We start from the raw sequence: 16,147 nt of genomic DNA, 5'->3' as shown, positions 1-16,147 counted from the left end.
AAACGCTCGCTCACATCTCCGTTTGTAATCCCGCTCGAACGGCTTTCGCCAGCCTTGATACTTGGGGCAAAGGAGAAAAAGGCCATGAATTCCCGCGAAACCTACGACTCTCAAACCCACGCGAACGGGCAAGAGGGCAGCCAGGGATGGGATGCAATCGATAGGGCGCTGCAGACGGTTTATGGCGATCAGCAGCCCGCGCATTTCGGGACGCTGATCAAATTTCGTCTTGGAGGAGAAGAGCCGCTGGACGGCGTCAGCGTCTATCGCAGCGAGCAGGGCGTGCCGCACTGGCACTATGTCAGTTATGGCTTCAGCGATTTGTATGGCGATCTCGACGACAGCTACGACATCGCTCCAGGCAAGCCCAGTGGCTATGGTTTCGAGTTGAGCTTCAGGCTGATGCGTGCCGTCAGCGAGCAGGAGCCGCCTAGTTGGCCTGTTAACTTCTTGCAAAATATTGCTCGATATGTATTTCGCACCGGCAATGTGCTGGCCCCCGGCCACTGGATGACGGCCAGCGGCCCTATCAAGGCCGATGCCGACACGCTGCTGACCGAGATGGGCTTTGTGCAGGATCCCGAGCTGCCGGCCATTCACACGCCCTATGGTGACCTGATGTTTCTGCAGCTGGTTGGGTTGACCAGTGACGAGTTGCGCGAGGTACGCCGCTGGAATGTGCTGGGAGCGCTGCAGTCTCTGCAGAGTTATATGCCGTTGTGGATCACCGATCTGGCCCGGCCCAGTCTGCATGACTTGCCCGATATGCAGGCCGCCATCGATGCGGGGGCGGCACGAGAAGGCTCCAAGACGGGCGTGCTCTACAACGATGTGCTTGGCTTCAGTCATCGCAAGCGCCTGTTGCGCAGCCCGCAGACCGTGATACGTCTGGGAAGCCTGGGCGTGCGCGACCTAAAGGCCATGCTGCCGGCTCGCCTGCCTCATGGCCGCCCGCTGATTCTGGCAGGCGATGGTTCCACGCTGGAGCTGGTGCCTGCCGGCGACAGTGAAGGCGGGATGCTGGACTGGCATAGCGACCACGAGCTCAAGCTCAGCCTGACCCAGGCTCAGATGCAGGCCTGGAAACAGGCCGTCAAGGGGCGCGACGGCGAGTACACCGTGCCCGGACTCGATGGTCTGGTCTGGCAGGTCAAGAGCAGTGTGGTGACGGATAGCCAGGGGCGAGTGACCGGCAGGTACGAAGAGCGTTAAGTACCATGCCACACATCAAGTAGCCGCATGCGCTTTGGAGATAGACGCATCAGCTGTTCCAGCTCGGAAAACAAATAGCTCTCAACGCATGCGCTCGTCGGAGAGCCTGCCCGGCAACTGATCCAGCCCTCTGGCAAACCAGCCTATGCGTGCTGTCTCGCGCACATCCAGCTGCGGCACATAGGGCTTGATGTCGAGCACGGGCGTGCCATCCAGCATGTCGTTACCGCGGAAATGCAGCCAGCATCCGTCCATGCCAAGCAGTTCGACAATGGACAGGCCGATGCGGTTGGGTCTTGCCGGCGCCCTTGTGGCAAAAACGCCATGGCTGCTGGTGTCCATAAAGGGCACGACTTCCAGCTTTTCCGTAGCTTCATGCAAGTGCGTGAGCAGGATCAGGTATTGAAACTCCTGCACATCACGCAAACCCGCGGCAAAAGGCGAAAAAACCTCGATCTTTCCCTCATGCTGCTGGGCAGCCACGGTCTGTATGGGCATGCCCACGGCATGCTTGAACGGGCTGTGTACGCGGCCTATGGGCTGCAGAACAATGGATTCGTTCATCAGGGCAGCACCGCCAGCACGACCTGAGAAGCCTTGAACAAGGCCGTAGCCGTCTTGCCCACGGCAAGGCCCAGGTTTTCGGTGCTTTCCTGGGTGACCATGGCCACCACCTGCAGGCCCTGGGCGTCTATGGTCACTTCGGTATTCACTGCTCCGGACTTGATTCGGGTGATCTTGCCGTTGAGCTGGTTGCGCGCCGAGAAGCGCACGCCTTCGCAATTCGTCACCACCATCACGGACGGCGCCTTGACCATGGCGATCACCGTACTGCCGGCCTTCAGACCCAGGCTGACGGCACTGCCATGCGTGATGGTCGCCACCAGCTCCGCATTGTGCTCGGTACGGATCTGGACTTCATCGGTGACGATGCCGTGGCTGATATGGGAGACACTGCCCTTGAACTGGTTGCGTGCGCTGCTTTGCATGAGGGTTTCCTGAAAATACCGGCGGGACGGAAGCTGAATCTATTCTTATAGCACCCGCGCCTGTGCAGTTAAACGCTGCGCGGGCCACGACTGCTTGGACCTTGCCCATAATACCGACTCTGATTTGGGTGCCTGAGGCCAAGAAATGAGTGATCTGAACATCGTGCAATGCACGCACGAACGCCACGCCGCTGCGATTCTGGACATTTTCAACGATGCCATCGTCAATTCCACGGCGCTCTACGACTACCAGCCGCGCACGACACAAAACATGGTCAGCTGGTTCGAGGCCAAACGTGCAGGCGGCTTCCCCGTCATCGGCATCGAGGATGCGCAAGGCCGGTTGCTGGGCTTTTGCAGCTGGGGAGGTTTTCGCGCCTACCCCGCCTATAAGTACACGGTCGAGCATTCGGTCTATGTCCATCCACAGCACCGGGGCCGAGGTTTGGGGCAGCAATTGATGGAACTGCTGATTGCCGAGGCCAGGCAGCGTGGAGATGTGCATGTGCTCGTCGGTGCCATCGACGCCGCCAACGCGGGCAGCATTGCACTGCACAAGCGGTTGGGTTTCGAGTCCGTGGGACTGATGCCCCAGGTGGGCTTCAAGTTCGGCCGCTGGCTGGATCTGGCCTTCTACCAGCTCACGCTGCAGACGCCGGAACACCCTATCGACGGTTGATTTGCTGTCAAATCAGGAGCATCAATCTTTTTCGATAATTCAAATGATGCTTTTGGGTTTCGGCTCTTGGATACATTCTGTGGCAGACCGGCAATGCCTCGCTCTTGCCATCGTCCAGTTCGACCGCAACTGAAGATTCGGTTTTTTCACTTTTGCCGGAGTGACTGCTATGTGGAAACTGGGTCGTGCGCTGTCACGCTTTCGCAAAGAGCTGCTGCTCGCCTGGGCCGTGCTGCGCGACCCGCGTTCTCCCAGGGCGGCCAAGCTGGTCACCGTGCTGGCGGCGCTCTATATCGTCAGCCCCATAGATTTCGTACCCGACAGCATTCCCATTCTGGGCTGGCTGGACGATGGCCTGATCGGCTTTTTGCTGCTGCAACTGGCTTTCAGATTTCTGCCGGCGGAGCTTCTGGCGTCACTGCGCGAACGCGTGGGCGCCAAGGTCGGCTAAGTCGCAATCACTACAACCATAGCGACCAGCGCTGATACATCAGCGCTGGTCGCTTTTTTTACAAGTCCGCCAGACCTTGGATATCCAGAAATTGAAACGGTGCCGAGGGCTTGAGTTCTGCCGTGGCATTGCCCGAAGAGGCATGGCTCTGGCCTGCGCCCAGCTCAAGCTTCTTGATCTTGTCGGTTTTCGGGTTGAAGTCCAATGCCTTGAGATTCGCCCAGAGGGCATGGGGCGTGGACCGATTCGAAAAAACACAGCTTGCGCTGATGATCTGACACCGTGCTCCAGGAGGGCGCGATATTGGGCTTCTCGCTCGTGCCGGCGTAGTAGGGCACGAAGACATTGCGGATCACACGGAATATGCTGGATGACTGCTTTGATTCTGCAACACGATTTCAGTCGTGGCGATGGCAAGCAACTGGCATACTGAACTCTCATGATCGCAAAGCCCTTGTTCTCCTTTCTGCTGCTGGCGCTGACAGGTCTGGCGGGCTGCAACTCTGGTGAAACCCAAGCACCTCTGAGCAAACAGGCGCAGGCCACGCGTGATGCAGCGCCGGAGCAGGTCTTCAAGGGCGTGCTGGCAGGCCAGCCGGTGCTCCTGTTGGTCCACGATTGCGAGGTCTTTCTTGTGGAGCCTCTGGAAAAGGGCGAAGTCCGCTGGGAAAAGGTGCTGGCGCCCGAGCCATACCCGTTCTTCACCTCCTGCCAGCGTCAATCCATCCGCTATGAGGAAGGCGTGCTGCGGGTCACACTGGGGCGCATGGCTTTTGGTGCGGGCGGTTGCTGTGCCACGGGTGGTGACTATCGCTCCACGGACGGAAGAAGCTGGAAAAAGACCTCCTGAACCCCTGAGGTCGAAATCAGGGGGTAAGGGTGCCTTCAACATTGCCGAACCGTGGGCAAAATGCACGGCGTTGCACAACCGAGATTCAACCGAGGGCTGGACCTGCTAGCCGGTAATGACGGTGACAGAGCCGGTTGCAGTGATCAGAGCGTTGTCAATGTCCATGTTTCAGCGGCAAAGCTCAGCTGGTGCGTCAACTTCAGCGCCCGGAGCAGCATGCTGTCGTGTGAGACGATGATCAGCGTGCCCGCGTATTGGCGCAACATGTTCTCCAGCGCCTGAAGGGATGGCAGATCCAGGTGGTTGTCGGGTTCGTCCAGCAGCAGCAATTGCGCTGGCTCGTCACGGTAAAGTGCACAGGCCATGGCAGCCTTGAGGCGCTCGCCACCGCTGAGTTGTCCGCTAGGCTGATCGATATGGCGCGCATCCAGCCCGACCTGTGCCAGTCGCATACGTTGCAGCGACTCGGGCGTGCGCGGACTGGCGGCCAGCAACTGGCTCAGCACCGGTGATTCGGCTTGCAAGAGACTCTGGTGCTGGTCCAGCAGCGCAAACGGCGTATTCAGGCAGTGCTCGCCCGTCACCGGCTGCAACTGCCCGGCCAGCAGTTGCAACAGCATGGACTTGCCGCAGCCATTGGGGCCGCTGACGGCCAGGCGCTGACCGGCGCGCAGCACCAGATTCAGAGGAGGGTGCGGCCCAACATGAGGCAGTTGCACATCACGCAGCTCGGCAACGATGCGGTCTCCCTGGCTCCTCGGCTCTTGAGGCGCATGCCAGTGGATGCTGTCGGCCTGCCAGTCCACCTGGCGCTGCAGTGCCAGGGCGGCCTCGCGCACGTTTTGGTTCAGGGCTTCGCGCGCTGCGGCCTGCTGGGTCGCCAGCTTGCCGCCCGAACTCTGGGCGCGTTCCTTGCCTGCGTCCAGCAGAATCTTGGCCTGATTGCCGTTCTTTCCCAGTCTTTCACCGCGTGCCTGCCTGCGACTCTGGCGCTCCTGCTGCGTGTGCAAGGCCTGCTCGGCGCGGCTGCGTTCCAGCTTGAGGCGGGCCAGTTCGTCTTGTGCATTCTGGGTTTTCTGGCGCTGGACTTCTCTGTAGAAAGAGTAGTTTCCGCCGTAGATGTTGATTGCGCTGGGGGTCAGTTCCGCAACTGAGTCCATGACCTCCAGCAAGACTCTGTCATGGCTGATCAGCAGCAGGCCGCTGCGCCATTGCTGCAGTTGCTGCGCCAGGGCAGAGCGGCTGGCAGCGTCCAGATGATTGCTGGGCTCGTCCAGAATCAGAAAGTCGGCCAGGGACAGCTGTGCACCCAGTAGCGCCACGCGCATGGCCTGGCCGCCACTGAGCTGGCTGGCAGGTGTTTGCGGTGCCAGCGGAGGCAGGCCGATCCGCTCGAGTTGCATCCGAAACTGCTGACGTATGTCCCAGCGCTCGGCTAGCAGTTCGTAGTCGCTGGCTTCGCAGCTGCCTTGCTCAATACGCTCCAGTGCCAGCAGCGTGTCGCTCAGGCCTGCCAGTGCAGCGATGCTCAGGTCTGGACGGGATGTCAGAGGGTTCTGTGGCAGATAGTGAATGCGGCCCGCACGGGTTACGCCGCCGCTGCCGGGAGGTAGCTCGCCAGCCAGAATGCGTGCCAGCACGGTTTTACCCACTCCATTGCGGCCCACCAGCGCCGTGCGCTGTGAGCCGAAGTTGCAGCAAAGATTGGAAAAGAGTGGCCGCCCATTGGGCAGTGTGTAAGAGACGCCATGCAGCGTCAGGCGAGTTTCTGTCATAAGACCATGCGATGGGGTGATGCCTGACATCCCCAGGCTGCACATGTGGACGGCAGCGATTGGGAGGAGGGGAGGTGGCCGTCAATCAGACGGCGGCATCAATGGCGCATGGGTGAAGAGTCTCGTTTGAAAGCGAAAGTTCTCAATTCTAGGCAGTCCAGCGCTGAGGTCAAGCGAGCTGTGGCGCGCACGCCGCTGCCTGATTGCCGAACTCTGCCAGCACCGTCAGCACGCTGGCGGTCGCAGGGTTCAGCGTTGGCAATTGGCGATGGGCGATGGCCATGGGGCGCATCAAGGTGGGTGACAGATGCCGTATCTGCACGCTGCTCTGTTGCTGCTGCTCTTCCATGGCTTCCAGCGGCAGCAGGGCTGCAGCCTGACCGGCGGCTGCCAGGCTTTTTAGCGCCTCGGTATAGGTCAGAGCAATGAATGGGCGAGGACTCAGGCCTGCCTGGCCGAACCAGCCGGCAATCAGACCGTGCATCTGCGTGGCGGAAGCAAAGCAGGCCCAGGGGCGGCTTGCCAGCCATTCGGGGCTGACCCGTTCGGGGACCTCCCAGGCTGAGGGCAACAGGGCCACCATGGGATCGTTACGCCAGGGCGTGAGCATGATCTCGGCCGTCTCCGCCTGCGGGCTGGCGACCAGGGCGATATCGAGTGTTCCGGCCTTGAGGCGCTGCATGGAGTCGGCTGAGCCCACAGCCTCCAGCTTGATGTCAATGCCCGGGCTGTGACGACTGAGGGCGTCGAGCATCAGCGGAAACAGCCGGATATTGACCCCGGCCGATACGCCTACCTTGACCAGGCCGGCGCGGCCGCTGGCGTGACGCTGCACCTGATCGATCAGGTCGTCGCCGGCCTCGAGCAGCTTGCGTCCTTTCTGCACCAGCACCTGGCCGGCCGATGTCAGCTCCGCCTGGCGCCTGCCGCGCAGCAACAGCGTGGCGTTCATGCGTGCCTCCAGCTCCTTGATGTGCAGGCTGACCGTAGGTGGTGCCAGGTGCAGCGCCTGGGCTGCTGCGGCAAAGGTACCGAGATCGGCGATGGCAATCAGCGTCTGCAGCTGATCGAGATTCAGGTTTCGCATGGACTTTGAGTCAGATTTTCTGAACTGAATGGTCAGATCATTCAACTTTACAGATGTTTGGCGGCCCAAGACCATTGACCGACCATGAAAAATCATCGAATTGAAGACCCTGATACGGGCTATGACGTATTGGATGACAGGACTGCAACTGGGCCCAAGCACGGGCTTGAAGCAGCAAGATCCGGGGAGGCCCGCGCACAGCGCTGGCTGGCACAAGTCCGGAATTTGCTGGAGCGTGCCGAGGCGCGAGTAGGGGCGGGCTTCAGGGTGCCGCCCAATGGAGGGTGAGGAGGAAGCGACATTCTCGGAGATCGGTTGCTCCTGGCTCCTGTGCGGCATGCTTCTCAGAAGATCTCGGTTTCTGCATATCGGCTGCTTTTAGCACCAGGCCAGCGCTATATTTTGTGGACCGCTGTTTTGCAGAGTCCTTGAGAGCTTATGTTGCTGAAGCAAATTGAATCCGTCGTGCTGTTTGTCCAAGATATTGATGCCACTGCTATCTGGTATGCCGAATTGTTTCAGGCCGAGGTGCAATACGAGAATCATCACTACGCTTTTATCAGGACGCCGGGATGCCTGATTGGTTTCCATCCGCAGGACAGCAAGTGTCCGGGTGGAGTCGGCGGGGCGACAGTCTATTGGGAGGTGGCTGATCTGCAGGAGGCGATACGGAGACTTGAACAAAGAGGGGCAGTTTTGTACCGAGGTCCTATTGTCACAAGCCTTGGTGCAGCTGCGGCAATGCTGCTTGACCCCTTTGGTTGCACCATAGGGCTGAATCAGTCACATCCTCATTCGGAGCAAGCGCTCCAGACACTGCCAAGCGTCAGCCAGCAGCCGAAGCCGATGCCTGGCGAATGAGCCATCAAGTCAATGTCGAGCCATGCACCGATTTGAAGCCTTTCACGAGGCTTCTGGATACCAAGATCAAATGTCAGAATTCCGATGTTGTTGACTTTTGCATCAAAGGAGATCGATGCGTGCACTGGCAGAACTTTTGGAGCGCGACGAGCCGGCCTTGTCGCTGATACAAGCCTGGGCGCAGGATGCGAGCATTCCTGTCGAATGTCTTCCTCCGTCGGCTCAGAGAGACTCGGTGTTGCTTGCTTTGCAGGTCACGACACGCTCGCCTCTGGGGGCCATGGCTCATGGAACCGGTGGAATTCTCATCGACGGGGGCTGGCTCAGAATGCTGGGCTCGGGGCATCCCAGGCTCACACGCGATCTCGCGGCGTGGAATCGCGCGCGCAGCAGCGGATTTTTGCTGATTGCCGACGATGCCGTGGGTGGATTCTTTGCCATCAATGGCGGGGCCCTGGGCGAGGATCTGGGGGCTGTCCATTATCTGGCTCCGGACACCTGGGCCTGGGAATCGCTGGAGATGGGGCATACGGCTTTTGTGCAATGGGCTTTCACAGGTGGGCTGCGCGACTTCTACCGTGATTTGCGTTGGGAAGGCTGGGAAGCCGAGGTGGCCGGCATGGGCAATGATGCTTGCATGAGCTTCTATCCTTTTCTCTTCACGGAGCAGGGCTCCATACATTCGAGTGCACGCAAGCCGGTACCGGCAGCAGAACACTATGCATTCATGAGCAAGAGTGGATAGAAGGAGCCTGCCTGAGCCAAGACAAAGGATGAGATGTCAGGTGGCTGTGCCGCTTTCACCGCCTGCGTGCGACAGGCTCAAGCGGGTATCAGCGCTTTTTCCGTGTCGCAACTTCATGGCGTGCTGCCGCCATTTCAACCAATTGGGCAATCGTGTTGATATTTCTGGCCGTACCTTGGGCAGCTGCTGCAATCCTGAGCTTGGAACTGCCCATTCCAGCACCATAAGCCACATAGATCTCGCGCCGTCCCAACTGCAGTTGTTCGTCGTTGCGGCCTTTGATCTGGGTCAGCGCGTCTGTTGGTGGTGCTTCATCGAGAAAGATGGCAACAGTGCGGTTGCCCGGGGATTCGGGAAAGGGGTTGTTGGCCAGCACCTCCGTCATCTCCCGGGCCGTGCGCACGATGACATCCACGGGCTTACCCGCATAACTGGCCAGGCGTCGCTCCAATGCCGACTTGAGCTGCTGCTCGGTGCAATCTGCATCCAGCACCACATTGCCGCTGGCAATATAGGTCTGTACCTGCGCAAACCCTTCGGCCTCGCACATGGACTTCAACTCCGTCATGGGGAGTTTGCCGGTTCCGCCGACATTGACGGCCCGCAGCAGAGCGACATAGATGGGCATGACTGATAAATGGAGCGGATCTCGAAGGGGCAGGCGGAGAAATCCCACACGATGTGACGGAGCACCAAGGCGCAAAGAGGATGCTAGCGTATCGCAACAGCCCGCGAGATTAGGTTTGCCTGGATGGAGAGGATTCAGGAGGACTTGCAGTCCACAATGGATCAGGCTGAGATGGATTTTCCCTTCCACGAGACAGAGATTCCGCAGCAGCACCAACCGTGTTTGGCTTGGACCAGAGCCCTGGTCATTGCACGGATTGCTGCTGCATTTCACAGAATTCGCCCAGGCTCAGGCTGCCCTCGTGCCGCCCGCCAGGATTGGCCTGAGCGCTCGTCAGTTCGGATAGAGGCTTGCCGTTTGCCTGGGCTCGATTGCCTGCTCGAGACTGGTGCCAGAAACGGCCTGCGTGGTAGACGGTGCAGGACTGCCTTGTGCCGAAGCATCCGGCCCGTAGTTGTTGCGGCGCTCGTCTGCGGTCATGGATTGCGGGCATTTAGAACCCGTGATCTCCAGTGCCACGCGAGCGGCGGGATCCATGCAGTCCATTGCCAGAGAAGCTGCCTTCATGCCCTTGTTCCAGAGCTCACGGCTCATTTTCAGGCGTTTGCAATGCTCGTCCGTCCAGGTTGTGCCGAAGCTCACGCCAAAGCCAGGGCCATTGGCACTGCCGCTGCTGCTGCCCATGCAGGTGTCATTGCTGGTCGTGAGATTGGGGCCGTTCACGCTGGGAACGTTCTTCACGGTGTAAGTACCGCTGTACTCGACGATGTTCCTGGATGTCCCGGATACCGTGTTGTTCAGATTCTGGGTGGTGGTTCCGCTGGTCGTGATGTTTTGATCCGAGCTTGAGGTCGACCTGCTTTCGATGCTGGATACTGATCGGCTGTCCGCCGCGGCAACCGGATTCACGATGGTGATGGATTGATTCTGTTGTGCTCCCACTGACGAGGAGCTGGAGAGGCTTTGTGCACTGCTATCGGCATTCTGCGCAAAGCTGCACAAAGGGACACAAAGGCTTAGCAAGGCTATTGAGGCTTTCATGCTGTTTCTCCTTTGTCCCCGAGTCTTGACTTGGGACGCCTCAACTCGGGGGCAATACAACTGAGTTCACGGACTTTATCTAGTTGGCGGCCGAGTTCGCCCATCCATAAGCATTACCCGAAGTTCCACCACCATTGGAGCCTCCGAAGGCTGTGCCCAGGCTGAAGCCGGTAGTTGTCGCGTTGCCGACAGAGGAGGCGCCGGAGTTATTGCTGGTCGAGGTTCCTCCCGGGCCCGAGATCGCCTGCGAGTTCCCGCCAAAGTTGGAGTTGGTATGGGCAGTGCTGTTCACCACCGCAATGCCGTTGCCGATGGATGCAGTTCCAGCCACATTGTTGGTGCTCGAGTTGGCGTAGCCTCCGGCGCCACCGCTGACCAACTTGCCGGGAGCGTGGCCGAGGTAATTGCTACCTACGTCCGAATGTGCGTTGGCGTTGGTGGTTCCGTAGCCGCCGGCAACGCCGCCTCCGCTGGTCGCAGCAAGACTGCTGACGGTTCCTGTGGTGGAGGCGCTTCCGCCGACACTCGATTGCCCCGAGGCCACAGGCCCCCAAGAGCCGGTGGTGCCGGTGCTGGTTCCAAAGCCGCTTGCTTGAGCGCTGGCCGTCGCACTATTGAAGCTCACAGCGCTGCCTGTGCCGGAGCTGGCAACCGAGGAATAAGTTCCTGAGGACGCATTGGTCCCCGTATTGGTCGCAGCAGATGCCACACCAGCCAAGGCAGCAACCGCCATGACAATCAAAGACTTTTTCATGATCATTCCTTTGAATAGCGAGTTCTCAGACCACGGGGATGAATTCAGGCGAAAGACCATTTGCCATTGCACAATGATCAATGCCAACCGGAGTTGCGTTTTGGCGTCGCAGATGCCTGTTCCAAAACGTTCTTTCGGTTAATGGCAGTTTCAATAAGCCGGATGAAAACAGAAATACCTTGTTTGGGCACGAATTAGGATTCTGTTGATCTGCTATCGTTATTTGTGCAATTTATTGAAATATAGAACTACATTGCTATCAACAATGAAGCAAAATCAGATGATTCCATTATTGTTTATAAGTGTAAGTTTCAAAACAATATAATTGTCTATATTGAGATGGCTGTATACGAATATTTTCCGAGAAGAAAGCAATCTTGTTCTTCTCGATTTTTAATACCAATATCCAGTGGTTTTTAATTGTAAATAATGTACTGTCCCATTTGATTGAATAGTATTTCGTGGATTTATTACCTTTTTTGATTTTTCGGAGAAGCTGAAAGACGATCACTCAGGAGTGGTGCTTGTGGTTTGTCATGTCCGATGTCGGGGCGAGCCTAATCCGGCCCAGATTCTTGTTGCAAGCCAATGGTCGGCAATACGGTTGCTCCTCGCCAGGTTCAAGATATCGCCGCAAGTTGTTGGCAGTCGTTTCAATGCCATCCCTCGTAGGCGCGAGCGACGGGACTTTCCATCCCGATCGCCCGCCAGAGCTTTAGGCCCTTATCAAGCCTTTCTCACTCTCACTGGCAGCCCTTGCCTGACCACTGCCCCCGATACCCAGTCGATCCAGACATTGTCCTTGGCAGGTCGGGTCGGATCGACAAAGCCCAGAGCATTGAGATTCACGCCATTGCCGTGCTGTGGGTTGGCATGGGTGGGCTGGCCGTCAACCTTGTGGGCCACGGCGCCCAGTTGCTTGTGACCGTAGCCGTGCTCAATGGCGATCGCACCGGGCGCGATACCAGCGCGTACCAGGGCCACGCCTTGGAGTTTGCCGCCGGGGGTGCTGAGTTCGATGTGGTCGCCATTGGCGATGCCCAGTTTTGCCGCGTCGGCCTTGTTGATGCCCACAGGATTGTGCGGGTGCACCTGGCGCAGGCGTGAGGCGGCGATGGACATGCTGCTCATCAAGTTGGACTTGTAGCTGGTCATGGTCAGCGGCCAGTCTTGTTCGGAAAACACTTGGCGCATGTCCGAGCCGTCGGCCAGGCGCGTGGGGTACCAGGTGGGGCAGCCGCTGTAGCGTTCGCCGGTCATGGAGTGGCGCATCCTGGACAGACCTTCGTGCCAGAAAGTGGCCGGGAACTTGGCCTGCAGCTTGAGCTGGTCGTCCGTCCATGCGTCTTCAACCTTGTCGAAGCGGCCGCCACGGCTCATGACCATGGCGACGCGGCGCACTTCTTCGGGGGCGACACGCTGTTCCAGCGATGGCATCCATTTCTCGAGGCCGGTGATTTTTATGTCGTCATCGCTGGCTTCGGGTACAGGCTTGCCCGCCTGATAGGCGATATTGCACATGCCGCGCAGGTAGAAGTCTTCGGCGTTTTCCAGGTCCAGCAGCTCGCCTTGCTTGGTGCTCATCGCATTCTTGCCAAAACCTGGCAGACCCAATTGCTTGGCCACGGCAAAGATGAAGGTCTCGAAGCTGATGGCCTGGCCGTCTGCCGTTTTGGCCGTGGCGGCTTCTACCGTGGGCCAGCGCACTGTGCTGCTCTTGGCTACGACGTCGGCCCAGGGCGCGCCAATGCCCCAGCTCTCATAGGTGACGGTGTCTGGCACGATGTAGTCGGCCAGAGCAGAGGTCTCGTTGATGAAGGGGTCCACTGAGACAAACAGCGGTAGCTTTTTCACGTCCTTGACCGAGTCTGCCAGCGCATTCTCGAAGCCGCACATGGCGTAGATGGGGTTGCTGATGTGGTTGATCCAGGCCTTGACCGGGTAGGGGTAGCCCAGCATGCCGGCGGCCAGCATCTCGCTGGAAAGGCCGCCAGGCGCGGGATACCAGGGCGCCTTGGCGGGGTAGGGGTTCTGACCCGCTTCCTTTTTGCGCTTGAATTCGCTGGTCTTTTCGTAAGGGAAGCGGGTGCGCGACAGGGCCACGCCCCGGGGTTTGACTGCGCCTTCAAACTGTGCAAAGTTGTATCGCGGTCCCGGGCCAAAGGGGCCGAACGGGCCGGCATCCATGACCCAGCCGCCGCGCACATTGAGGTTGCCGATGAGGTTGTTGAGCATGGCAATGGCATAGGCGGTGTAAAAGCCCGAGCCATTCATGGTGCCGCCGTGCGAGTTGGCCACGGCCTGTTTGCCATGACTGGTGAATTCGCGCGCCAACTCCTCGATCTCCTTGACGGGCACGCCGCACAGGGTCGCGTATTCCTCCAGCGTCTTCCTGTGTGCTTCGGCGCGCAGTTTGACAAAGGCGGTGCAGACGGCGATAGGCGCAGGCTCTTCGGTGGCGTCGGCAGCCTTGATGGGTGTGAATTTGCGCTCGGCAACCAGTTCGGCGGGTTGGGCCACGGTATGAGCGGCCAGGCTGCCATCGTTCAGCTGCACCACATACACATCTTCGGTGGGTGTTTTTTCGTCGATAGGATCTGGCATGGGCAGACCAATATCTGCGCCGCGCAGGAACTGGCCGTAGCGCGGATGCTTGGGCTCGTTGACCAGCAAGTGGGTGGCGTTGCTCCAGCTGGCTTCGCCAACGCTAGCCATGGCTGCGGGGCCGGGCTGGGTCAGAAACTGCTTGTCATAGCGCTCGTTGTCGATGATCCAGCGGATCAGGCCCATGGCCAGTGCCAGGTCGCTGCCGGGTTTGACGGGCAGCCAGCGGTTGTTGTCACCTGCCGCATGACTGGACGATGTGGGTAGCATGGGCGAGACCACCACGTATCGATAGGTGTTCTCGCCGCGCGAGCGGGCTTCGGCCAGCTCGCGGCCCACGCGCTGGAATGGGTTGCCAGACTGAGCCGGCGAGGTGCCTATGAACAGGCCAAATCGCGAGCTCTTCCAGTCCGGCTTGCCGTGGGGCATGCCGGCCATATCGCCCAGCGCCGCGCCCGTGCCCACCCGGTAGGTCTGGCCGCAGTAAGAGCCGTGGTTGGACACGTTGATGGTGCCGAACGATTGTTTGGCAAAGCGGTTGACCAGCGGAGTACGGCCTTCGTTGGCGGCCTCCGTCACCAGCAATTGGTTGGACTTTGGGCCGTATTCGGGATTGGCTTCATCGATCAACGTGTTGACGTCGCGGATGGCGCGCAGGCCATCCACATGGCCTTCGCCGAAGAGATCGCCGCCTTCGCAGATTTCCTGAACCAGCTCTTCGAGCGTGATGCTCTTCCACTGGCCGGAGCCGCGTGGACCAACGCGCTTGAGCGGCTTGAGAACGCGGTGCGGTGCTTTTTGGTGCTCGAGCATGGCCGATCCACGGGCGCAACTGGTGGCACGTCCTTCCAGTCCGTTGTCACCGCCCAGCATGGCGTAGACCTCGCGAACCGGTGTTTCCATGGGCGCGGGGTGGGTGGTGGCCAGCGGGTGATAAGGGTTGCCGGCGATACGGATGATCCGGTTGTCGGCAGTATCGACGCGCACACGCACGCCGCACTGCGTCCAGCAGCCCAGACACGAGGAGGGGCTGACCACCTGGCCGGGCTGGGTCGTCAGTTTGCCACTGACGGGGTCGATGCGGAATTCGGGCATCAGCGAGTTGCCGCGCGTGGCGCTCTGGGTGGCTTTGCCCGAGCTGCCGGTGATCAGCCCCTTGGCTCCCTTGGCCACGGTTTCGCCATAGCCTGCGGCAAAAGCTGCCAGACCGCCTGCGACGGCACCGCCGCGCAGCAGCATGCGGCGGCGGCTGGCATCGGTGCGATCGACCTCGATGTCTTGTGATTGTTCAGGGGAGAGTTTCTTGTCATTCATGGTCTTGCCCTTGGTATGGGGAAGGGCAGGCGCAGCAGTGGTTCTATGATATTGATAGCTGCAAGCGCTTGCTGATATTGCGTTTTAGGCGTATTTGGCTTGATTCTTAAACAGTGCCCGCTCGTTTGCGTACCGGAAACAGCTCCAGCGCCCAGGTGGTCAGCGCAACCAGTGCCACGCACAGGCCTGCCATGCCCAGCATGCCCATCAGGCCGTCACCGCCCAGTGGCATGCTGTAGAGATAGAGGCCGGCGCCGAATTTGGGCACGCCCTGCACGCCCATGAATAGTGCCCAGCGGAAGGCCCAGGCAGATGCCGCCAGGCCGGTGCCCAGCACCAGGGTGTAGCCCTTGGCTGCCAGACGATGCTCGCCGCGCAGCAGGGCCATCACCACGGCTGCTCCAAACACGGCCGAACCAAGCATGGAGATGCGCCAGACGGGGAACTCATTGAACAGGCGCACAGCCATGTCAAATGAAGGGCTCTGGCCCGCGATGCCGGCAATTCCCCAGGTCAGGGCGCTGGCGATCAGGCCGGTGGCCAGCCACAGGCCCAGATTGCGCAGCCCTTGCAGGGCTGCAGCATCGGGCTGCAAGGATCGGGGCAGAAAGCGGTAGAGCACAAAGCCCATGCCCACGGTGGCCAGCCAGCCGCTGAGTGCCAGATTGATCGGTACCCACAGCGTGTTCCACAGCGGGCGCGATCGGATGACCATGATTTCGGCGCCCGTGTAGACCACGATGCTGAGCGTGGACAGCACCAGTACAGGCACCAGCAGGCGCATCAACCGCTGCTTGCCCAGCCACCACAGCGCGCACATCAACACGCACAGCCCGACAAACGTGGGCATGAGCACGGCACCCAGGCTCATCCACGACCAGGGCGTGAGGTGGGCATAGAAATGCCAGAAGCGCGCAGGCTGGTGCAGGTCGGCCAGCAGGGCCACCGGTGCGGCAATCGCACTCATGGCCAGCACCAGCACCGCTGTGGGCAGCAGGCGCTGGAGCAAGCCTTGGGCCGGCCCGAACGCACAGGCTGAAGTCAGCAGTGCGGCCCCCGTGGCCATGCCGACCAGAAAGAAATACTGCACGGCCCATGGCAACCATGCCGCTTCGTAGGCTGGGGTCAGGAGTTCAATGATTTGCATGAGGGCACTC

The 16,147-nt window shown here is 59.7% G+C and carries 16 protein-coding genes; 6 read left to right on the top strand and 10 right to left on the bottom strand.

Annotated elements, in window-relative coordinates; all coding sequences use genetic code 11:
• Nucleotides 1-84: 84 nt before the first annotated feature.
• Nucleotides 85-1,212: a suppressor of fused domain protein gene (locus tag FSY45_RS00490; protein WP_046462492.1), complete on the top strand. Its 1,128-nt coding sequence runs from the start codon at nt 85-87 to the stop codon at nt 1,210-1,212.
• 81 nt (nt 1,213-1,293) lie between these two features.
• On the opposite strand, the gene tsaA is transcribed toward FSY45_RS00490, so the two are convergent.
• Complete coding sequence (tsaA, locus tag FSY45_RS00485) at nt 1,294-1,776, bottom strand: tRNA (N6-threonylcarbamoyladenosine(37)-N6)-methyltransferase TrmO (RefSeq protein ID WP_046462491.1); 483 nt, start codon at nt 1,774-1,776, stop codon at nt 1,294-1,296.
• On the bottom strand, nt 1,776-2,201 hold the full coding sequence (locus FSY45_RS00480) for a molybdopterin-binding protein (protein ID WP_046462490.1): 426 nt from the start codon (nt 2,199-2,201) through the stop codon (nt 1,776-1,778). Before FSY45_RS00480 ends, tsaA begins: the two co-directional genes overlap by 1 nt.
• 145 nt (nt 2,202-2,346) lie before the next feature.
• Here FSY45_RS00480 and FSY45_RS00475 point away from each other — a divergent pair, with 145 nt between their 5' ends.
• Both FSY45_RS00475 and FSY45_RS00470 read left to right on the top strand, forming a co-directional pair.
• Entirely contained in the window at nt 2,347-2,880 is a 534-nt protein-coding gene (locus FSY45_RS00475) for a GNAT family N-acetyltransferase (RefSeq protein ID WP_004340770.1), read from the top strand.
• A gap of 169 nt (nt 2,881-3,049) precedes the next feature.
• Nucleotides 3,050-3,331: a YkvA family protein gene (locus tag FSY45_RS00470; RefSeq protein ID WP_012838288.1), complete on the top strand. Its 282-nt coding sequence runs from the start codon at nt 3,050-3,052 to the stop codon at nt 3,329-3,331.
• Nucleotides 3,332-3,389: 58 nt separating this feature from the next.
• Here the strand turns inward: FSY45_RS00470 and FSY45_RS27730 are convergent, their stop codons facing one another.
• Nucleotides 3,390-3,536, bottom strand: a complete 147-nt coding sequence (locus tag FSY45_RS27730; RefSeq protein ID WP_171832508.1) for a hypothetical protein — start codon at nt 3,534-3,536, stop codon at nt 3,390-3,392.
• 234 nt (nt 3,537-3,770) lie between these two features.
• Here FSY45_RS27730 and FSY45_RS00465 point away from each other — a divergent pair, with 234 nt between their 5' ends.
• Nucleotides 3,771-4,181 (top strand): hypothetical protein, encoded by a 411-nt coding sequence (locus FSY45_RS00465; RefSeq protein WP_039051055.1) that lies wholly within the window; start codon nt 3,771-3,773, stop codon nt 4,179-4,181.
• 143 nt (nt 4,182-4,324) lie between these two features.
• Here the strand turns inward: FSY45_RS00465 and FSY45_RS00460 are convergent, their stop codons facing one another.
• Both FSY45_RS00460 and FSY45_RS00455 read right to left on the bottom strand, forming a co-directional pair.
• A complete protein-coding gene (locus tag FSY45_RS00460) occupies nt 4,325-5,956 on the bottom strand; it encodes an ATP-binding cassette domain-containing protein (RefSeq protein ID WP_046462489.1) in 1,632 nt (543 codons plus the stop codon).
• A 169-nt stretch (nt 5,957-6,125) separates the two neighbouring features.
• Nucleotides 6,126-7,043, bottom strand: coding sequence for a LysR family transcriptional regulator (locus FSY45_RS00455; RefSeq protein WP_046462488.1), 918 nt, complete (start codon nt 7,041-7,043; stop codon nt 6,126-6,128).
• A gap of 438 nt (nt 7,044-7,481) precedes the next feature.
• Here FSY45_RS00455 and FSY45_RS00445 point away from each other — a divergent pair, with 438 nt between their 5' ends.
• Together FSY45_RS00445 and FSY45_RS00440 are read left to right on the top strand one after the other, a co-directional pair.
• Nucleotides 7,482-7,904: a VOC family protein gene (locus tag FSY45_RS00445; protein ID WP_148747886.1), complete on the top strand. Its 423-nt coding sequence runs from the start codon at nt 7,482-7,484 to the stop codon at nt 7,902-7,904.
• 115 nt (nt 7,905-8,019) lie between these two features.
• Nucleotides 8,020-8,649 carry a DUF2625 domain-containing protein gene (locus FSY45_RS00440; protein ID WP_039051052.1) on the top strand — a complete coding sequence of 210 codons (630 nt, stop codon included), beginning with the start codon at nt 8,020-8,022 and terminating at the stop codon, nt 8,647-8,649.
• Nucleotides 8,650-8,737: 88 nt separating this feature from the next.
• On the opposite strand, the gene FSY45_RS00435 is transcribed toward FSY45_RS00440, so the two are convergent.
• The 5 genes from FSY45_RS00435 to nrfD form a co-directional block, all read right to left on the bottom strand.
• The gene (locus tag FSY45_RS00435) at nt 8,738-9,277 is read right to left on the bottom strand and encodes a DUF1697 domain-containing protein (RefSeq protein ID WP_046462456.1); all 540 of its coding nucleotides are present in this window, start codon (nt 9,275-9,277) and stop codon (nt 8,738-8,740) included.
• A 333-nt stretch (nt 9,278-9,610) separates the two neighbouring features.
• Nucleotides 9,611-10,318 (bottom strand): hypothetical protein, encoded by a 708-nt coding sequence (locus FSY45_RS27725; RefSeq protein WP_171832509.1) that lies wholly within the window; start codon nt 10,316-10,318, stop codon nt 9,611-9,613.
• Nucleotides 10,319-10,397: 79 nt separating this feature from the next.
• A complete protein-coding gene (locus FSY45_RS00425; protein WP_004340813.1) occupies nt 10,398-11,072 on the bottom strand; it encodes a hypothetical protein in 675 nt (224 codons plus the stop codon).
• A gap of 726 nt (nt 11,073-11,798) precedes the next feature.
• The gene (locus FSY45_RS00420) at nt 11,799-14,990 is read right to left on the bottom strand and encodes a tetrathionate reductase subunit A (protein ID WP_046462455.1); all 3,192 of its coding nucleotides are present in this window, start codon (nt 14,988-14,990) and stop codon (nt 11,799-11,801) included.
• Nucleotides 14,991-15,096: 106 nt separating this feature from the next.
• Nucleotides 15,097-16,137 (bottom strand): NrfD/PsrC family molybdoenzyme membrane anchor subunit, encoded by a 1,041-nt coding sequence (gene nrfD, locus FSY45_RS00415; RefSeq protein ID WP_046462454.1) that lies wholly within the window; start codon nt 16,135-16,137, stop codon nt 15,097-15,099.
• Nucleotides 16,138-16,147 lie beyond the last annotated feature (10 nt).

It is taken from the genome of Comamonas sp. Z1 (genome assembly GCF_008121555.1).
In the GTDB taxonomy this organism is placed as follows: Bacteria; Pseudomonadota; Gammaproteobacteria; order Burkholderiales; family Burkholderiaceae_C; genus Comamonas; species Comamonas thiooxydans.
Note: the sequence above shows the minus strand (reverse complement) of the source record. Positions and strands in the feature narration are given on the sequence as shown.